We start from the raw sequence: 17,485 nt of genomic DNA, 5'->3' as shown, positions 1-17,485 counted from the left end.
AGGAGAGGAGTTTTTAGACATGGGTGAAGCAGCGTATGTGACCGTCTCAGCGCTGACAAAGTATATAAAACGAAAATTCGATGTAGATCCTCACCTTGAAAATATTTGGATTAAAGGCGAATTGTCGAATGTAAAGATACACACACGAGGGCATATTTATTTCACTTTAAAAGACGAAAACGCAAGAATGCAGTCGGTGATGTTCGCGAGACAAAGCGAGCGTCTGCCTTTTAAACCTGAAAACGGAATGAAAGTGCTGGTCAGAGGCGGAATTTCCGTATATGAACCGAGCGGAAACTATCAATTATATGCCAAAGAAATGCAGCCTGACGGGGTTGGAGCGCTTTATTTAGCGTACGAAGAATTAAAAAAGAAGCTTGCCGGAGAAGGTTTATTTGACGACCGCTACAAAAAACAAATCCCCGCATTTCCAGCCACAATCGGGGTTGTGACATCTCCAACGGGTGCCGCTGTCAGAGACGTTATTACAACTCTAAAAAGAAGATATCCCCTTGTAAAAGTCATTGTTCTTCCAGCGCTCGTACAAGGTGAAAATGCGAGCAGATCCATCGTTACGCGCATTGAAGAGGCAAATGAAAAAGAGATTTGCGACGTATTAATTGTCGGGAGAGGCGGCGGTTCGATAGAAGAACTGTGGGCATTCAATGAAGAAATTGTAGCACGCGCCATCTTTGCTTCCAATATTCCGATTATATCGGCAGTCGGACATGAGACGGATTTTACGATTAGTGATTTTGTCGCCGATATCAGAGCTGCGACGCCGACAGGAGCAGCTGAGATTGCTGTGCCTCATACCACTGATTTAATCGAACGGACAAAAACAGCGGAAGTCAGAATGACAAGAGCAATGCAGCAGCATCTCGGCCAGAAAAAAGAACGGATACAAACGCTGCAATCGTCCTATGCCTTTCGTTTTCCAAAGCGTTTGTATGCGCAAAAAGAGCAGCAGTTTGACCTCGCGTACCAGCAGTTTCAAGCACAGCTGACCGCTCTTTTAGATCGGAAAAGCAGACAGCTGGAGCGTGAAACGTACAGATTAGAGGCATTGCATCCTCATGAACAGCTGAAACAAGCGAGAACACGATACCAGGAACAAACAAATCAGCTGAGAAAAAATATGAATATCCAAATGAAGCAGCTGCATTCCCAATTTCAAACCGTTCTTGGCAAGCTGAATGCACTAAGTCCTCTTCAAGTGATGGAAAGAGGATACAGCTTGGCTTATAAAGAAGATAAACTCATTAAAAGTGTCAGTCAAATAGAAGAGCAGGACCGGCTTGAAATCAAGCTGAAGGATGGCGTGCTGACCTGTGAAGTATTAGAAAAGAGAGGGGAAGAAAAATGACAGACGTGAAAAAAAATGAAAACATGACATTTGAAGAAGCGATGAAAGGGCTTGAGAGCATTGTATCAAAGCTTGAAGAGGGAGATGTGCCTCTAGAGCAAGCCATTAACTATTTCCAAGAAGGCATGGCTCTGTCAAAAATGTGCCATGAAAAGCTGCAAAAAGTCGAAAAGCAAATGGACTTCATTTTAAAAGAAGACGGCGAACTGGCACCTTTCAGTGTTCAGGAGGAAGACGAAGGTGACAAATAAATTAACGAGCTTTCTGGCGGACCGGAAAAAAACAATTGAAAATCAGCTTTCTGTCTATACAGAAAAGCTTGATATGCCGGACTCATTAAAGAAATCTATGCTATATTCTCTACAGGCCGGCGGAAAGCGGTTGCGGCCTCTGATTGTACTGGCTGTTTTAAATGCATATGGAAAAAGCGAAAAAGACGGCATTCCGGTGGGCTGTGCTGTCGAAATGATTCACACGTATTCGTTAATTCATGATGATCTTCCATGCATGGATGATGACGATTTGCGCCGCGGGAAGCCGACAAACCATAAAGTGTTTGGTGAAGCGACGGCAGTATTAGCGGGTGACGGGCTGCTCACAGAAAGCTTTAAGCTGATTACCTCCCACGTGTCAGACGAGGTGTCAGCAGAAAAGCGCCTGCGGCTTGTGAATGAACTGATTTCAGCGGCAGGCACCGAAGGCATGGTCGGTGGGCAAGTAGCTGATATGGAAGCGGAAAACCGACAAGTCACGCTTGAAGAGCTCGAATCCATTCATGAACGGAAAACTGCCAAGCTCCTTGGCTTTTGTGTAATCGCCGGTGCTATTTTGGCTGATGCGCCTGAGGAAGACATTGAAACACTGCGTACCTTCAGCAGCCACATTGGAATCGGATTTCAAATCAGAGACGATATTTTAGATTTAGAAGGCAGTGAAGAGAAAATCGGCAAACGTGTCGGCTCGGATACCACAAATGACAAATCGACATACCCGTCGCTTCTTTCATTGGAAGGGGCCAAACATAAATTGGATGTTCATATAAAAGAGGCGAAGCGATTGATCGGCGGACTCTCTCTTCAAAAAGACCTTTTATATGAGCTTTGTGATTTAATTGCGGCAAGAGATCACTAAAACGATCCTAATTTGAAGCGGCTGCACGAGGTATGGTAAAATGTAAGCAGTTTATATGAAAAATGAAAAGGAAAAGCGCGTTTGTCTTTTTTTATGTCTGAGATTATTGTCAGCTCGGCATGCAAAAGACATGTATCATTGCAGAAATTCATGCTGAAAGTGAGTTGATCCGCTTTGGATCTTTTATCAATACAGGACCCGTCGTTTTTAAAAAACATGTCCATTGATGAATTAGAGAAATTAAGTGATGAAATCCGTCAGTTTTTAATTACAAGTTTATCCGCTTCCGGCGGCCACATCGGCCCAAACTTAGGTGTCGTAGAGCTTACTGTTGCCCTGCATAAGGAATTTAACAGCCCGAAAGACAAATTTTTATGGGATGTAGGCCATCAGTCGTATGTCCATAAGCTGCTGACAGGACGCGGAAAAGAATTTGCGACGCTTCGCCAGTACAAAGGGCTTTGCGGATTTCCAAAGCGGAGTGAAAGCGAGCACGATGTTTGGGAAACCGGGCACAGCTCGACTTCTCTGTCAGGCGCGATGGGAATGGCAGCTGCCCGTGATATTAAAGGAACGGATGAATATATTATTCCGATCATTGGTGACGGCGCGCTGACCGGCGGTATGGCGCTCGAAGCCCTTAACCACATCGGCGACGAGAAAAAAGACATGATTGTCATCCTTAATGATAATGAAATGAGTATTGCGCCAAACGTCGGTGCCATTCACTCTATGCTCGGACGGCTCCGCACTGCGGGGAAATACCAGTGGGTCAAAGATGAGCTTGAATACTTATTTAAAAAGATTCCGGCAGTTGGGGGCAAGCTTGCCGCCACGGCGGAACGGGTCAAAGACAGCCTGAAATACATGCTCGTCTCCGGAATGTTTTTCGAGGAGCTCGGTTTTACGTATTTGGGCCCAGTGGACGGACATTCTTATCATGAGCTGATTGAGAATCTTCAATACGCCAAAAAAACGAAAGGCCCTGTTCTTCTGCACGTCATTACGAAAAAAGGGAAGGGGTACAAACCGGCTGAGACCGATACGATTGGGACATGGCATGGTACCGGACCATATAAAATTAATACCGGTGACTTTGTAAAGCCGAAAGCCGCAGCTCCTTCGTGGAGCGGTCTTGTCAGCGGAACTGTGCAGCGAATGGCGCGCGAGGACGGACGCATTGTAGCCATTACGCCGGCTATGCCTGTCGGTTCAAAGCTTGAAGGCTTCGCAAAGGAATTCCCTGACCGGATGTTCGACGTAGGAATCGCAGAACAGCATGCCGCAACAATGGCTGCAGCTATGGCAATGCAGGGTATGAAGCCGTTTTTGGCGATTTACTCAACCTTCCTGCAAAGGGCATATGACCAAGTTGTTCATGACATCTGCCGCCAAAACGCTAATGTGTTTATTGGAATTGACCGTGCTGGACTCGTTGGCGCTGATGGAGAGACACATCAAGGCGTGTTTGATATTGCGTTTATGCGCCACATTCCAAACATGGTCTTAATGATGCCGAAAGACGAAAATGAAGGCCAGCACATGGTTCATACAGCACTTAGCTATGACGAAGGCCCGATAGCAATGCGTTTTCCGCGCGGAAACGGACTCGGCGTAAAAATGGATGAACAGTTGAAAACGATTCCGATCGGTACGTGGGAGGTGCTGCGTCCAGGGAACGATGCTGTCATCTTAACATTCGGCACAACAATCGAAATGGCGATTGAAGCAGCCGAAGAGCTGCAGAAAGAAGGCCTTTCCGTGCGCGTTGTGAATGCGCGTTTTATTAAGCCGATTGATGAAAAGATGATGAAGAGTATCCTAAAAGAAGGCTTGCCAATTTTAACAATTGAAGAAGCGGTCTTAGAAGGCGGTTTCGGAAGCTCGATTTTAGAATTCGCTCATGATCAAGGTGAATATCATACTCCGATTGACAGAATGGGTATACCTGATCGGTTTATTGAACACGGAAGTGTAACAGCGCTTCTTGAGGAAATTGGACTGACAAAACAGCAGGTGGCAAATCGTATTAGATTACTGATGCCACCAAAGACACACAAAGGAATTGGATCATGACGTCAAAGAAAGAACGATTAGATGTATTATTAGTGGAAAGAGGGCTGGCGGAAACGCGTGAAAAAGCCAAAAGAGCCATTATGGCGGGGATCGTCTATTCAAACGAAAACCGCTTGGACAAGCCTGGAGAAAAAATTGACCGCGACCTTCCGTTAACTGTCAAAGGAAACCCGCTGAGGTATGTGAGCAGGGGCGGCTTAAAGCTCGAAAAAGCGTTGAAGGAATTTCCCGTCTCTGTCAAAGATAAAATTATGATTGATATTGGCTCCTCCACCGGCGGTTTTACGGACTGCGCTTTGCAAAATGGAGCTAAACAGTCATACGCTGTGGATGTAGGCTATAATCAGCTTGCATGGAAGCTTAGACAGGATGAACGGGTCGTCGTGATGGAACGGACGAACTTTCGTTATGCAACACCGGCAGACTTTACAAAGGGCATGCCGGAGTTTGCCACAATTGATGTGTCCTTTATTTCACTGCGGCTCATCCTGCCTGTCCTAAGGACTTTGCTCGTACCGGGCAGCGACTGCATGGCTTTAGTTAAGCCTCAGTTTGAAGCGGGACGGGAATCCGTCGGCAAAAAAGGGATTGTTAGAGATCCTAAAGTGCATGCTGATGTGCTCAAGCGAATGATCAGTTTTTCTGCCGCTGAAGGCTATATCTGTAAAGGCTTGTCATTTTCTCCAATCACGGGAGGAGACGGAAATATTGAGTTTCTCCTTCATTTGCATTGGCCGGGAGAGGGACAGGAAGGCCAGGAACTGCCGGAAGAAGAGATCATGCGCGTTGTAGAAGAAGCACATAAGACGTTAAAAGAAAAAAAAGCAGATGTACCGGAATAATAGGGCGCTATTATTCCTTTTTTCTGCATTCATGTACAATGTGCAGAGAATCATATAACATAAAAGAACAGATAAGCTTGGAAATAGAGGTGCTTACATGAACAAAGGCCAGAGGCATATTAAAATCAGAGAGATCATTACAAGCAATGAAATCGAAACGCAGGATGAATTGGTCGACATGCTAAAGCAGGATGGATACAAAGTAACGCAGGCCACGGTATCACGGGATATTAAAGAACTTCACCTTGTAAAAGTGCCTACAAATAATGGTTCTTACAAATACAGTCTTCCGGCGGACCAGCGTTTCAATCCGCTGTCAAAGCTAAAGCGGGCATTGATGGACGCATTTGTGAAAATAGACTCAGCAAGCCATATGATTGTGCTGAAAACGATGCCGGGCAATGCCCAGGCAATCGGGGCGCTGATGGACAATTTGGACTGGGATGAAATGATGGGGACCATTTGCGGAGATGATACGATTTTAATTATTTGCCGGACTCCTGAAGATACAGAAGGCGTAAAAAACAGGCTCCTTGAACTGCTGTAACAGAAAATCTAACAAAGATAAGAGGTGTAATGCTGTTTGTTAGCTGAACTATCGATTAAAAACTTTGCCATTATTGAGGAACTGACGGTTTCTTTTGAACGCGGGCTTACGGTTTTAACAGGAGAAACCGGAGCCGGCAAATCCATCATCATAGATGCCATTTCTCTTTTAGTCGGAGGCCGCGGATCATCTGAATTTGTTAGATATGGGGAAGCAAAAGCCGAACTTGAAGGGCTGTTTCTGTTGGAGAGCGGCCATCCTGTTTTAGGCGTATGCGCTGAGCAGGGAATCGACGTTTCAGACGAAATGATCGTCATGAGAAGGGATATCAGCACGAGCGGGAAAAGCGTTTGCCGTGTCAATGGCAAGCTTGTCACGATTGCTTCACTAAGAGAGATCGGCAGGCTTTTATTAGATATTCACGGGCAGCACGATAACCAGCTGTTAATGGAAGACGAAAATCATCTCCAGCTTTTGGACAAGTTTGCCGGGGCCGAAGTGGAAAGCGCGCTCAAAACGTATCAGGAAGGGTACCAGCGGTATGTGAAGCTGCTCAAAAAGCTTAAGCAGCTTTCTGAAAGCGAACAGGAAATGGCCCATCGTCTTGATCTTATTCAATTTCAGCTCGAAGAAATCGAATCGGCAAAGCTTGAGCTTAACGAAGATGAACAGCTCCAAGAAGAGCGCCAGCAAATTTCAAACTTTGAGAAGATATATGAGTCGCTGCAAAATGCATATAACGCGCTTCGCAGTGAGCAGGGCGGATTGGACTGGGTTGGAATGGCATCAGCGCAGCTTGAAGATATATCTGATATAAACGAACCGCTGAAAAAAATGTCTGAAAGTGTTTCGAACTCCTACTATTTGCTTGAGGATGCCACATTTCAGATGAGAAATATGCTGGATGAGCTTGAATTTGATCCGGAACGCCTGAACTATATTGAGACGCGACTTAATGAAATCAAACAGCTGAAACGAAAATACGGTGCCACTGTTGAAGACATTTTGGAATATGCTTCTAAAATTGAAGAAGAGATTGACCAAATTGAAAACAGGGACAGCCACCTTCAAAGCTTGAAAAAGGAGCTTGACTCCGTCGGCAAAGATGTCGCAGTGGAAGCGGCAAATGTGTCACAAATCCGAAAAACATGGGCGAAAAAGCTGGCTGATGAGATTCATCGGGAATTAAAAAGCCTGTACATGGAAAAATCAACTTTTGATACGGAATTTAAGGTCAGAACAGCGTCACGCAATGAAGAGGCGCCGCTTGTAAACGGCCAGCCCGTTCAGCTGACTGAACAAGGGATTGACCTGGTGAAGTTTTTAATTTCAACCAATACAGGCGAGCCGCTGAAATCCCTTTCGAAAGTCGCTTCAGGTGGAGAGCTGTCACGGGTGATGCTTGCCATAAAAAGCATTTTTTCCTCACAACAGGATGTGACATCGATCATTTTTGACGAGGTTGATACCGGTGTAAGCGGCAGGGTCGCACAGGCAATTGCTGAGAAGATCCATAAGGTGTCAATAGGATCACAAGTGCTGTGCATTACACACCTGCCTCAGGTGGCTGCCATGGCCGATACGCATCTTTATATTGCGAAGGAGTTAAAAGACGGCAGAACGACGACACGTGTCAAGCCGCTCTCTAAGCAGGAAAAGGTAGCGGAAATCGGGCGCATGATTGCAGGTGTCGAAGTAACCGACTTAACGAAACGCCATGCGAAAGAACTTTTAAAACAAGCGGATCAAGTCAAAACAACTGGGTAAGCTGCGCGAGAAGCGCAGCTTATTTTTTTCGTGCACATCCATTCGTTCATCAGTATATCCAATGTTTTTCTTCATATGACAGTTATAAATAAGCCGTCAGAAGGCAAAATTAAATGATGTAGCAGCAAGTCATAAAGAAGGTGTGGGATAGGAGCGAGGAGAGTGAAGTAGTGAATGCCCGATAACATCAGAAAAGCAGTAGGTTTAATTCTCCTTGTTTCGTTATTAAGTGTAGGTTTATGCAAACCGCTAAAAGAATATTTACTGATTCCAACGCAAATGAGAGTATTTGAAACCCAAACACAAGCGATTGAAACGAGTTTATCGGTAAACGCTCAGACATCAGAATCCTCAGAAGCGTTTACAGTAAAGAAAGATCCGCATGAAATCAAGGTGACGGGCAAAAAATCAGGTGAGTCAGAATTGGTATATGATCTTGCCGGATTTCCAATTAAAAAAACAAAAGTGCATGTTCTTCCTGATTTAAAAGTTATACCTGGCGGACAATCAATCGGTGTAAAACTTCATTCCGTCGGTGTTCTTGTCGTCGGATTTCATCAAATCAATACAAGTGAAGGCAAAAAATCTCCGGGAGAAACGGCAGGAATTGAAGCGGGCGACATCATTATTGAGATGAATGGACAGAAAATTGAAAAAATGAATGATGTAGCCCCATTTATTCAAAAGGCTGGGAAAACTGGTGAATCTTTAGACTTACTGATCAAACGTGATAAACAGAAAATCAAAACGAAGCTGATCCCAGAAAAGGATGAAGGAGAAGGCAAATACAGAATCGGGTTATATATCAGAGATTCTGCTGCTGGCATCGGCACTATGACCTTTTATGAACCGAAAACAAAAAAATACGGAGCACTTGGCCACGTGATTTCCGATATGGACACAAAGAAACCAATTGTAGTGGAGAATGGAGAAATCGTTAAATCCACTGTAACATCAATTGAAAAAGGGACAGGCGGTAATCCGGGAGAAAAACTGGCGCGATTTTCCTCAGAACGCAAAACGATCGGGGATATTAACAGAAACAGCCCGTTTGGGATTTTCGGCACACTGCATCAGCCGATTCAAAACAACATATCAGATCAAGCATTGCCGGTTGCGTTTTCTACCGAAGTCAAAAAAGGGCCGGCTGAAATTTTAACGGTTATTGATGATGACAAAGTAGAAAAATTCGATATTGAAATCGTCAGCACAACGCCGCAAAAATTCCCTGCGACAAAAGGAATGGTGTTGAAAATTACCGATCCAAGACTGTTGAAAGAAACAGGAGGCATCGTACAGGGGATGAGCGGAAGCCCGATCATTCAAAATGGAAAAGTGATCGGTGCTGTCACCCATGTATTTGTAAATGACCCGACAAGCGGCTACGGTGTTCATATTGAATGGATGCTGTCAGAAGCAGGAATCGATATTTATGGAAAAGAAAAAGCAAGCTGACTGCCGGAGTTTCCGGCAGTTTTTTTATTTTGATCCCTCTTCACTTCTCAGAATACATACGGTAAAATATACAAAAGAAGATTTTTCGACAAATTCACGTTTCCTTGTTTGTCAAATTTCATTTTTAGTCGAAAAACAGAGAAAAACATAGAATAACAAAGATATGCCACTAATATTGGTGATTATGATTTTTTTAGAGGGTATATAGCGGTTTTGTCGAATGTAAACATGTAGCAAGGGTGAATCCTGTTAACTACATTTGGGGAGGAAGAAACGTGGAGAAAATTAAAGTTTGTGTTGCTGATGATAATCGAGAGCTGGTAAGCCTGTTAAGTGAATATATAGAAGGACAGGAAGACATGGAAGTGATCGGCGTTGCTTATAACGGACAGGAATGCCTGTCGCTGTTTAAAGAAAAAGATCCCGATGTGCTCGTATTAGATATTATTATGCCGCATCTAGACGGACTTGCGGTTTTAGAGAGGCTGAGGGAATCAGATCTGAAAAAACAGCCGAATGTCATTATGCTGACAGCCTTTGGGCAGGAAGATGTCACGAAAAAGGCCGTCGATTTAGGCGCGTCCTACTTTATTCTCAAACCGTTTGATATGGAAAACCTTGTCGGCCATATCCGCCAGGTCAGCGGAAATGCCAGCAGTGTGACGCATCGTGCGCCATCATCGCAAAGCAGTATTATACGCAGCAGCCAGCCTGAACCAAAGAAGAAAAATCTCGACGCGAGCATCACAAGCATTATCCATGAAATCGGCGTCCCAGCCCATATTAAAGGCTATCTCTATCTGCGCGAAGCAATCTCAATGGTATACAATGACATCGAATTGCTCGGCAGCATTACAAAAGTCCTCTATCCGGACATCGCCAAAAAATTTAACACAACCGCAAGCCGTGTAGAAAGAGCGATCCGCCATGCAATTGAAGTGGCATGGAGCAGAGGAAACATTGATTCCATTTCCTCGTTGTTTGGTTATACTGTCAGCATGACAAAAGCTAAACCTACCAACAGTGAATTCATTGCAATGGTTGCGGATAAGCTGAGGTTAGAGCATAAGGCTTCTTAAACATGAGCTTATTAAGTGGTCATTAAATCAAACGTCTTTTATTTATTAGTTTGCGCTGATAAATAGGAGGCGTTTTGTTTTGGGGACATTTGTAGTATGGGAGAAGAATATTAAGTATCCGCATATAGTAAAGGATAGGTTTGAAAAGTAAGGAAAGCAAATGGCGGTATTACCTGCACTCTTGGTCCATTCATACATCTTATAGGATCACGAAGCATGATCGACCCTAGATGTGTCCGTTATAAAATGAAACCTTTCTCCTGCAAAATCGTAAGTAAGGCGTATTCATGTAAAAAGGAGACGTACGAATGAAAAAGAAAAAAGCAAGAAAGCGTGAGGGGTTTTTCCTGGATTTTCTTTTCGAAGTTGGTGGGGAGCTCTTTCTTTTGCTGTTTAGATGTGTACACAAACTATTTATATAAAGGGAAAAAAGACTGCCGAATCGTTTCGGCAGTCTTTGCACATTAATCTTTATAAGGCACCCAGCCTTGTGTGTTCACAATTGCTTGCCATAGCGGTTCAGGCAAATGATATTTTTCTTTATCTGTGCCTTTGATCACTGTTTCGATTTGCTTTTCACGGCCTTCTTTTACTTTTACCGTCCAGTTAGGGTCAACTAGAATTTCGCGTCCCATAGCGACCAGTGGAATACCGTTTTCGATGACGGCAAGCGCGTCATCAGCGGAATGGATGGAACCGACGGCGATCAGCGGCACTTTGTTTCCGACACGTTCATTCAATAAGTCCATGCGTGTGCGAGTCGGATCTGCACCGCGGCGCGCTTTTGAGTTCACGTCCATCAGTGAGATATGAAGATAATCCAATTCTTTATCCCCTAAAGCATCAACAAGCGTATAAGTTTCAGTCATTGTCAATCCCGGTGTCTCAGGTTCTTCCGGAGACAGGCGGTAGCCGACTAAGAATGCACCCTTCGCATGTTCTGAAGCGGCTTTTTTCACTTCATCGACAATAGCGAGCGGGAAGGCTAATCGTTTTTCATCGCTTCCTCCCCAGCGATCCGTGCGCTGGTTGGTTTTCGGAGAATAAAACTGCTGAATTAAGTAGCCGTTTGCACCGTGAATTTCGACACCGTCAAAGCCGGCTTCAATGGCGCGTCTTGTCGCTTCTCCAAACGCCTTCACAATGTTTTCCACTTCTTCTTCTGTTAATGCGCGAGCAATTTGTTTGCCGTTATCAAACACGTCACTTGGCCCCACAACATCCTGTTGAGGAACGAGCTCAGACGGGCACTCAATACCGCCGTGATGAATTTGTACAACAGCTTTAGCGCCTTGTGCCTGAATGGCTTGTGCTAACTTTTTTAAACCTGGAATGTTGGAATCGTCATGGATGGCCGGCTGCCCGGGGAATGCTTTTCCGTCCGGTGTAACATTTGCGCAGGCTGTAATCACCATTCCCATCTCTTTTGAACGGGGGATGATGTAGTCGAGCTCCGCTTCAGATATTGTACCGTCTTCATTAGAAGCGTAATGAGTCATCGGTGCTACTGCGATCCGGTTGTTGATTGTAACGCCGCTTTTAAACGTAAATGGTTCAAAAAGTGGCTTATACTTAGGATTCATTTGATCATCTTCTTTCGTTTGGATTCGCACATATTCTAGCCTATATGTAAAAATTAATGCAATTGATCTGCTTTACCGACTGAATATCTTGAGTGCAGAGTGATGTTTTGGCCGCTCTTTTTCGGGGCCTTTGTAGCCGCCACTGATTTGGTGGCCGATGGAGCATGTGATGACAGCTGCCGCCAGCAGCAGAACGAATTTTTTCATGGCTTTAACTTCTTTCAATAAAGTAAATATCCTTTAAAAGGTTACGCTTGGCTGACCCACCCGTCAAACGATTTGCTCACCCTATTCTCAAATTTTTTAAAATGAATAAAAAGTTGCTTCTTTCCGCTAATTTTTTCTAATTGGCGCCTCAATTAGAGCCATCCTCATAGACAAATCTGCTCGTTATCTTTCTAACAACAGGAAATGATCGGGTCGTATAGCCCTTTTGAAAATCATGGAACTTGCTCGCCTGCATTCGCGTTGTCTTTACAAATTCTCCATTCTGGTCAAAGATAAAAGCCAAACATCAGGAAGAGGTGGTCATGTGAAACAAACGGTTCTTTTGCTGTTTACTGCGCTCTTTCTTTCGGGGTGCAGTGTTGCAAGTGCGGATGACTCAGTGCCGAGGTTTACCGAAGAGGGAAAATACATTGGCTCGGCTGATCCTCATACGATTGCGGTTTCTCTTAATGGAGAAGAAACCATGATACAAGTTCCGAAGGATAAACGTGATGAATGTGAATCACTGCCAGATCAGACACATGTCCTGGTGAAATATACAAAGAAGGATAATGGAACTTTACAGCTGGAAGATATTCAGCTGCGAAAGAACTCGTGACCGGAGGGAGTAAGTTGAGAATGTTATGGAGGAGCTTGGCGCTGTGCGGATTGGCTTTGACGCTCGCGCCTTGTGCACAGGCAGCAGAGCCGATAGAAGGGAAAACAGTGTATATTGATGCCGGACACGGCGGTGAAGACAGTGGAGCGGTCGGAAACGGGCTCTTTGAAAAGGATATTAATTTGGCTGTCTCAGAGCATGTGACAGACAAACTAAAAGAGGAGGGAGCCAATCCTGTTGCATCCCGGTCTGACGATCATTTTCTGACCTTGGAGGAAAGAGTGGCTAAGGCAAGTGCCAATCAGGCTGACCTTTTTGTCAGCATTCATGTGAATTCAGGGGTTGCTTCAGCTTCAGGAACAGAAACGTATTTTCAATCTGATTATGAAGGGGAGAACAGCCGGCGTCTGGCATCCGATATTCAGTCACAGCTCGTTTCTTCCTTACAAACGAGAGACAGGGGCGTGAAAGAATCAGACTTTTACGTCATTACATATTCACAAATGCCAAGTGTGTTGGCGGAGCTTGGGTTTATCACGAACAGCTCTGACGCGGACAAGCTGGGAAGTGAAGAATACCAGCAAAAGGCCGCAGATGCGATTGTCAATGGCATTGATTCTTATTATGATCAGTAGATTGATACAGCCTTAATCCTAGAGTGGAGCCGACAAAATAAGTATAATGGAGAAAACTTTAGGGTTTGAGGTGAAACGATGACAAAGATTTTTGCCCACCGGGGGGCATCAGGTCAATTTCCCGAAAATACAATGCTTGCATTTGAAAAAGGAATTGAAGCCGGAGCGGATGGGATAGAGCTTGATGTACAGCTGACGAAAGACGGACGCATTGTTGTAATTCATGATGAAAGACTTAATCGCACGACATCACTTAAAGGATTCGTGAAGGATACAGCCTATGATGAGGTAAAGACTGCGAATGCGGCCGCTGGTCACGATCAAGCGTACAGCGATATAAAAGTGCCGCTGCTAGAAGATGTGCTCTCGTGGGCGGTAAAAAAGGATTTTCTCATCAACATTGAATTAAAAAACAGCGTGATCCGCTATGAGGGAATGGAAGAAAAAGTGCTGGAGGCAGTGAAGCGATTTAATGTAGAGGACAGAGTCATCCTATCCACGTTTAATCATGACAGCTTGGCGCTGTGCGCCCGGCTTGCACCGCATATCGAACGGGCAGTATTAACTTCAGATGTGCTTTATCAGGCAGATCGATATATCGCGTCTATTCCGGCTTCCGGCTATCACCCGAAGATAAACAGCCCAGGGGTCACAGATGAAGTACTGAAGAAAATGAGGAACGGTTTGATTAAGGTAAGGCCGTATACAGTCAATCGTCCGGAAGATATGAAGCGTCTCATTGAAGCGGGAGCAGACGGCATGTTTACCGACTTTCCAGAAAAGGCTTCGGCATTGCTGAAAAATGAATAGTTGTTAGAAGGAGGCTGTTTGACGCAGCCTTCTTTTTTCATTCATTCATGCCCGTTTCAAAGCATACATTCATAGAAGACAACTAGAAATTGTAAGCGCTGTCTATCTTCTGAATGAGGTGAAACCATGAGGAAAACAGTCATTGTAAGTGCTGCAAGAACTCCATTTGGCAAATTCGGCGGAGTTTTGAAAGAGGTGAAAGCTGCTGAGCTTGGGGGCATTGTGATGAAGGAGGCGCTGCAACAGGCTGGAGTCTCTGGAGATGATGTAGAAGGAAACGTCATGGGCATGGTTGTCCAGGCCGGCTCAGGGCAGATACCTTCCCGTCAAGCTGCCCGTCTGGCGGGAATGCCTTGGAGTGTGCCGTCAGAAACACTGAATAAAGTCTGTGCTTCCGGCCTTCGCGCTGTCACTTTATGTGATCAAATGATTCGGGCGCAGGATGCGGACATACTTGTTGCGGGGGGGATGGAAAGCATGAGCAATATTCCGTATGCCGTTCCCGCCGGGCGCTGGGGAGCACGGATGGGGGACGGCGAGCTTAGGGACTTAATGGTGTATGACGGATTAACGTGCGCATTTGACGAGGTGCACATGGCTGTTCACGGAAATACAGCTGCCAAGGAATATGCAATCTCACGAAGAGAGCAGGACGAATGGGCGTTGAGAAGTCATGCAAGGGCAGCTAAGGCCGCCGATGAAGGGAAGTTTCAGGATGAAATTGTTCCCGTCAACTGGATCGGTCGAAAAGGAAAACCAAACGTTGTTGATAAAGATGAAGCGATTCGCCGTGACACAAGTCTGGATCAGCTCGCAAAACTTGCTCCGATTTATGCAAGTGACGGTTCTATCACAGCCGGCAATGCTCCTGGAGTCAATGACGGAGCCGGCGCGTTCGTGCTGATGTCTGAGGAAAAAGCTGCTGAGCTTGGCAAACGGCCTCTGGCTACAATTCTTGGTTTTTCAACTACGGGAATGCCAGCGCACGAGCTGGCGGCAGCGCCAGGGTTTGCTATTAACAAGCTCCTGAAAAAGAATGGTTTAACTGTCCAAGATATTGACTTGTTTGAAGTAAATGAAGCTTTTGCTTCAGTTGTTTTGACATGTGAAAAAATCGTAGGTTTCGATCTTGAAAAAGTAAATGTGAATGGCGGTGCGATCGCGCTCGGCCACCCGATCGGCGCGAGCGGTGCGAGAATTCTCATGACGCTTGTTTATGAATTAAAGCGACGGGGAGGGGGTCTGGGCGTTGCCGCTATTTGCAGCGGGGCAGCACAGGGAGACGCCGTCTTAGTGCAGGTTCATTAAAACATGATGAAAAAGGGGATTTGAATGGAAATCAAACAAATCATGGTAGCTGGCGCAGGTCAGATGGGGAGCGGAATTGCTCAAACAGCCGCCGACGCGGGCTTTTATGTGCGGATGTATGATGTGAATCCAGAGGCCGCGGAGGCAGGATTGAAACGGCTGAAGAAACAGCTGGCCCGTGATGCTGAGAAAGGAAAAAGGACCGAGACGGAAGTGAAGAGCGTAATCAACCGCATTTCGATTTCTCAAACACTTGAGGAGGCAGAGCATGCGGACATTGTGATTGAGGCTATCGCAGAAAACATGGCGGCAAAAACTGAGATGTTTAAAACACTTGATCGCATTTGCCCGCCTCATACGATTTTGGCCAGCAATACATCTTCCTTGCCTATTACAGAAATCGCTGCTGTAACAAACCGGCCTCAACGGGTTATTGGCATGCATTTTATGAATCCCGTCCCTGTAATGAAGCTGGTAGAAGTGATTCGAGGCTTGGCTACATCAGAAGAAACGGCCTTAGATGTTATGGCATTAGCGGAAAAGATGGGGAAAACAGCGGTAGAAGTCAATGATTTTCCTGGGTTTGTTTCCAACCGTGTGCTTCTTCCAATGATTAATGAAGCCATCTATTGCGTGTATGAGGGAGTGGCGAAGCCGGAGGCAATAGATGAAGTGATGAAGCTGGGCATGAATCATCCGATGGGTCCGCTTGCATTAGCGGATTTTATCGGACTGGATACGTGTTTATCAATTATGGAAGTCCTTCACTCAGGCCTTGGCGATTCCAAATACCGTCCTTGCCCGCTGCTCCGCAAGTATGTCAAAGCAGGCTGGCTTGGCAAAAAGAGCGGACGCGGTTTTTATGACTATGAGGAGAAGACTTCCTGAAGTCTATTCCATCCGGGGGTGGCCGAGTTGCATGTAACCCAAGAGCAAGTCATGATGCGAAAAATGGTGCGTGATTTTGCACGAAAAGAAATTGCTCCCGCTGCGGAAATCATGGAGAAAACGGACGAATTTCCCTTTCAGCTGATCAAAAAAATGGGTAAACACGGACTGATGGGAATACCGGTGCCGGAACAATACGGCGGTGCTGGAGCGGACGTTGTTTCTTATATTTTGGCAATTCATGAGATTTCTAGAATCAGCGCGGCTGTCGGCGTGATTCTCTCCGTTCATACCTCAGTCGGCACGAATCCGATTCTGTATTTCGGCAACGAAGAACAGAAGATGAAATATATACCAAATCTCGCGTCAGGAGACCATTTGGGCGCATTTGCACTAACGGAGCCTCACTCGGGGTCGGATGCCGGGAGCCTCCGCACAACAGCAATCAAAAAGAACGGCAAATACCTATTAAACGGATCGAAAATATTCATAACGAATGGCGGAGCAGCTGATATCTATATCACATTTGCTTTAACAGCTCCAGATCAAGGCAGGCACGGGATTTCGGCTTTTATTGTTGAAAAAAACACACCCGGTTTTACCGTTGGAAAAAAAGAAAGAAAGCTGGGGCTTTATGGCTCCAATACTACGGAACTGATTTTTGATAATGCAGAAGTGCCTGAAGCCAATTTGCTTGGCAAAGAGGGGGATGGCTTTCACATTGCCATGGCGAATTTAAATGTCGGCCGGATCGGCATTGCGGCACAGGCCCTCGGAATTGCAGAGGCGGCTCTTGAGCATGCCGTTGATTATGCGAAGCAGCGAGTGCAATTTGGAAGGCCGATTGCAGCCAATCAAGGCATATCATTTAAGCTGGCTGATATGGCGACTAGAGCTGAGGCGGCAAGACATCTTGTCTACCACGCTGCAGACCTTCATAACCGCGGCCTAAACTGTGGAAAAGAAGCGTCTATGGCTAAACAATTTGCTTCCGATGCAGCCGTAAAGGCGGCGTTAGACGCCGTTCAAATTTATGGGGGATATGGCTATATGAAGGATTATCCAGTTGAGCGCCTGCTTCGCGATGCAAAGGTGACGCAAATTTATGAAGGGACGAACGAGATTCAAAGACTGATTATTTCCAAGTATTTGCTTGGCGGAACCTGATAGAC

At 45.5% G+C, this 17,485-nt stretch carries 17 protein-coding genes; 15 read left to right on the top strand and 2 right to left on the bottom strand.

The features are described 5' to 3' along the window. Positions 1-19: 19 nt before the first annotated feature. From xseA to spo0A, 9 genes are all read left to right on the top strand, one after another. Positions 20-1,366, top strand: a complete 1,347-nt coding sequence (gene xseA / locus BSU_24300; protein NP_390310.2) for an exodeoxyribonuclease VII (large subunit) — start codon at positions 20-22, stop codon at positions 1,364-1,366. After that, complete coding sequence (xseB, locus tag BSU_24290) at positions 1,363-1,617, top strand: exodeoxyribonuclease VII (small subunit) (protein NP_390309.2); 255 nt, start codon at positions 1,363-1,365, stop codon at positions 1,615-1,617. The genes xseA and xseB overlap by 4 nt, the downstream gene beginning before the upstream one ends. Next, positions 1,607-2,497, top strand: coding sequence for a farnesyl diphosphate synthase (gene ispA / locus BSU_24280; RefSeq protein NP_390308.2), 891 nt, complete (start codon positions 1,607-1,609; stop codon positions 2,495-2,497). The genes xseB and ispA overlap by 11 nt, the downstream gene beginning before the upstream one ends. Positions 2,498-2,671: 174 nt before the next feature. Then, positions 2,672-4,573 (top strand): 1-deoxyxylulose-5-phosphate synthase, encoded by a 1,902-nt coding sequence (gene dxs, locus BSU_24270; protein ID NP_390307.1) that lies wholly within the window; start codon positions 2,672-2,674, stop codon positions 4,571-4,573. After that, complete coding sequence (gene yqxC / locus BSU_24260) at positions 4,570-5,415, top strand: putative 2'-O-ribose RNA methyltransferase (protein ID NP_390306.2); 846 nt, start codon at positions 4,570-4,572, stop codon at positions 5,413-5,415. The genes dxs and yqxC overlap by 4 nt, the downstream gene beginning before the upstream one ends. Positions 5,416-5,512: 97 nt before the next feature. Next, complete coding sequence (argR, locus tag BSU_24250) at positions 5,513-5,962, top strand: transcriptional regulator (AhrC(ArgR)-arginine) (protein ID NP_390305.1); 450 nt, start codon at positions 5,513-5,515, stop codon at positions 5,960-5,962. A 36-nt stretch (positions 5,963-5,998) separates the two neighbouring features. Continuing rightward, the gene (gene recN / locus BSU_24240; RefSeq protein NP_390304.2) at positions 5,999-7,729 is read left to right on the top strand and encodes a factor for double strand breaks DNA repair and genetic recombination; all 1,731 of its coding nucleotides are present in this window, start codon (positions 5,999-6,001) and stop codon (positions 7,727-7,729) included. 174 nt (positions 7,730-7,903) lie between these two features. Continuing rightward, positions 7,904-9,184, top strand: a complete 1,281-nt coding sequence (gene spoIVB / locus BSU_24230; protein ID NP_390303.2) for a regulatory membrane-associated serine protease — start codon at positions 7,904-7,906, stop codon at positions 9,182-9,184. A gap of 275 nt (positions 9,185-9,459) precedes the next feature. Further along, a complete protein-coding gene (gene spo0A, locus BSU_24220) occupies positions 9,460-10,263 on the top strand; it encodes a response regulator, phosphorylated in response to complex YlbF/YmcA/YaaT (RefSeq protein ID NP_390302.1) in 804 nt (267 codons plus the stop codon). 464 nt (positions 10,264-10,727) lie between these two features. Here the strand turns inward: spo0A and yqiG are convergent, their stop codons facing one another. Together yqiG and BSU_24205 are read right to left on the bottom strand one after the other, a co-directional pair. Further along, positions 10,728-11,846 carry a putative NADH-dependent flavin oxidoreductase gene (gene yqiG, locus BSU_24210; protein NP_390301.1) on the bottom strand — a complete coding sequence of 373 codons (1,119 nt, stop codon included), beginning with the start codon at positions 11,844-11,846 and terminating at the stop codon, positions 10,728-10,730. 72 nt (positions 11,847-11,918) lie between these two features. Continuing rightward, positions 11,919-12,071 (bottom strand): hypothetical protein, encoded by a 153-nt coding sequence (locus BSU_24205; protein YP_009513977.1) that lies wholly within the window; start codon positions 12,069-12,071, stop codon positions 11,919-11,921. Positions 12,072-12,378: 307 nt separating this feature from the next. Between BSU_24205 and yqiH the strand changes: the two genes are divergently transcribed. The 6 genes from yqiH (at position 12,379) to mmgC (ending at position 17,480) form a co-directional block, all read left to right on the top strand. Further along, a complete protein-coding gene (gene yqiH, locus BSU_24200) occupies positions 12,379-12,672 on the top strand; it encodes a putative lipoprotein (RefSeq protein ID NP_390300.2) in 294 nt (97 codons plus the stop codon). 14 nt (positions 12,673-12,686) lie between these two features. Beyond that, positions 12,687-13,307, top strand: a complete 621-nt coding sequence (gene yqiI / locus BSU_24190) for an N-acetylmuramoyl-L-alanine amidase (protein NP_390299.2) — start codon at positions 12,687-12,689, stop codon at positions 13,305-13,307. Positions 13,308-13,385: 78 nt separating this feature from the next. After that, entirely contained in the window at positions 13,386-14,117 is a 732-nt protein-coding gene (gene glpQ / locus BSU_24180; RefSeq protein NP_390298.2) for a glycerophosphodiester phosphodiesterase (exolytic cleavage of individual teichoic acid monomer units), read from the top strand. 126 nt (positions 14,118-14,243) lie between these two features. Beyond that, complete coding sequence (mmgA, locus tag BSU_24170; protein ID NP_390297.1) at positions 14,244-15,425, top strand: degradative acetoacetyl-CoA thiolase; 1,182 nt, start codon at positions 14,244-14,246, stop codon at positions 15,423-15,425. A 24-nt stretch (positions 15,426-15,449) separates the two neighbouring features. Continuing rightward, a complete protein-coding gene (gene mmgB, locus BSU_24160; RefSeq protein NP_390296.2) occupies positions 15,450-16,313 on the top strand; it encodes a 3-hydroxybutyryl-CoA dehydrogenase in 864 nt (287 codons plus the stop codon). Positions 16,314-16,340: 27 nt separating this feature from the next. Then, the gene (gene mmgC / locus BSU_24150; protein NP_390295.2) at positions 16,341-17,480 is read left to right on the top strand and encodes a propionyl-CoA dehydrogenase subunit; all 1,140 of its coding nucleotides are present in this window, start codon (positions 16,341-16,343) and stop codon (positions 17,478-17,480) included. Positions 17,481-17,485: the final 5 nt, after the last annotated feature.

This window comes from Bacillus subtilis subsp. subtilis str. 168 (assembly GCF_000009045.1).
GTDB lineage: Bacteria > Bacillota > Bacilli > Bacillales > Bacillaceae > Bacillus > Bacillus subtilis.
Note: the sequence above shows the minus strand (reverse complement) of the source record. Positions and strands in the feature narration are given on the sequence as shown.